This window comes from Mycolicibacterium vulneris (genome assembly GCF_002104765.1).
Lineage (GTDB): Bacteria > Actinomycetota > Actinomycetes > Mycobacteriales > Mycobacteriaceae > Mycobacterium > Mycobacterium vulneris.
Genome location: NZ_NCXM01000074.1, coordinates 1 through 2,014 on the forward strand (window position 1 = coordinate 1; position 2,014 = coordinate 2,014).

2 protein-coding genes are annotated in these 2,014 nt (G+C 68.1%); both read right to left on the minus strand.

Features of this window, described 5'->3' with window-relative positions:
• The coding region (dmpG, locus tag B8W69_RS29365) for a 4-hydroxy-2-oxovalerate aldolase (protein WP_085293139.1) at positions 1-1,032 on the minus strand (1,032 nt) is incomplete at its 3' end.
• Between the two features lie 49 nt (positions 1,033-1,081).
• Positions 1,082-2,014: an acetaldehyde dehydrogenase (acetylating) gene (locus B8W69_RS29370; protein WP_085293140.1), complete on the minus strand. Its 933-nt coding sequence runs from the start codon at positions 2,012-2,014 to the stop codon at positions 1,082-1,084.

Below are 2,014 nucleotides of genomic sequence, written 5' to 3' on the forward strand. Positions count from 1 at the left end.
CTCGCGCTTGATCTCCAGCGCGATGTCGATGAGCTGGTCTTCCTGGCCGCCGATGAGTTTGCGCTGGCCGGCCCGGTGCAGCAGCTGGTGGGCGGGGACTCCGTAGCGCTCGGACTGGCGGATGGCGTGCTTGAGGAAGCTCGAATACACGCCGGAGTACCCCATGATCAGGGCGTTGCGGTCGAGCAGGCACTCGGCGGGCATGGCGGGGGCGACCACCTCTTCGGCGGCGTCGGCGATGTCGAAGAAGTCGATGCCGGTCTTGACGCCGATCTTGTCGAACACCCCGATGAGGGCTTCGACGGGCGCGTTGCCGGCCCCGGCGCCGAACCGGCGGCAGGAGCCGTCGATCTGCTTGGCCCCCGCCCGGACGGCCTCGACGCTGTTGGCGACGCCGAGCCCGAGGTTCTCGTGGCCGTGGAAACCGACCTGGGCGTCGTCGCCGAGCTCGGCGACCAGCGCGGCCACCCGGTCCCGCACGCCCTCCAGCACCAGCGCCCCGGCCGAATCGACGACGTAGACGCACTGGCAGCCCGCGTCGGCCATGATGCGGGCCTGGGCGGCCAGCTTCTCGGGCGAGATGGTGTGGCTCATCATCAGGAACCCGACGGTCTCCAGGCCGAGCTCGCGGGCCAGCCCGAAGTGCTGGATCGACACGTCGGCCTCGGTGCAGTGCGTGGCGATCCGGCAGATCGACCCGCCGTTGTTCTGGGCCTCTTTGATGTCCTCTTTGGTGCCGACGCCGGGCAGCATCAAGAAGGCGATCTTGGCCTCTTTGGCGGTCTCGGCGGCCAGCTTGATCAGCTCCTGCTCGGGGGTCTTGGAGAACCCGTAGTTGAAGCTCGAGCCGCCCAACCCGTCGCCGTGGGTGACCTCGATGACCGGCACCCCCGCGGCATCCAGGGCGGCCACGATGGCGCCGACCTCGTCGGTGGTGAATTGGTGACGTTTGTGGTGGGAGCCGTCGCGCAACGAGGTGTCGGTCATGCGGACGTCCCAGATCGGGTTGAAGAAGATATCGGCTGTGCTCATGGCGCCACTCCTCCTATCCGGGCTGCGCAGGCATTGTCGTCGTGAGCGCTCATGCTTGGGCTCCTCCGGCCGTCGCGCTCAAGGACTCCTTGGCGATCTCCTCGCCGACCTTGGTGGCCGCGGCGGTCATGATGTCGAGATTTCCAGCGTAAGGCGGCAGATAGTCGCCCGCACCCTCCACTTCGACGAACGTGGTGACCAGCGCCTGGCCCCCGGAGTGGATCGACGGGTCGTCGAACTGGGGCTCGTTGAGCAGCCGATAACCCGGCACATACGTCTGCACCTCGGCCACCACGTCGTGGATCGACTTGGCGATCGCGTCCCGGTCGGCGTCCTCCGGGATGGCGCAGAAGATGGTGTCGCGCATGATCATCGGCGGGTCGGCCGGATTCAAGATGATGATCGCCTTGCCGCGCTTGGCGCCACCGATCGTCTCCACACCCCGGCTGGTGGTCTTGGTGAACTCGTCGATGTTGGCCCGGGTGCCGGGACCGGCCGACAGCGAGGCGACCGAGGCGACGATCTCGGCGTAGGGCACGCCACCGAGGTCGGCGACGGCGCGCGACACCGCGTAGACGATGGGGATGGTGGCCTGCCCGCCGCAAGTGATCATGTTGACGTTCGGCGCGTCCAGGTGCGCGCGCAGGTTGGCCGGCGGGATCACCGCGGGGCCCACCGCGGCCGGCGTCAGGTCGATGGCCCGGATCCCGGCGGCCTCGTACTTGGGGGCCGCGTCGCGGTGCACGTAGGCGCTGGTCGCCTCGAACACCAAATCGGGCTTCTCCGACTGGGCCAACAGCCAGTCCACACCCTCGTGGGTGGTCTCCAGACCCAGCTTGCGGGCCCGGGCCAAGCCCTCGCTCTCCGGGTCGATGCCCACCATCCAGCGCGGTTCCAGCCAGTCCGAACGCAGCAGTTTGTAGAGCAGGTCAGTGCTGATGTTCCCCGACCCGACAATGGCCACACTCGCCTTAGTCGGCAT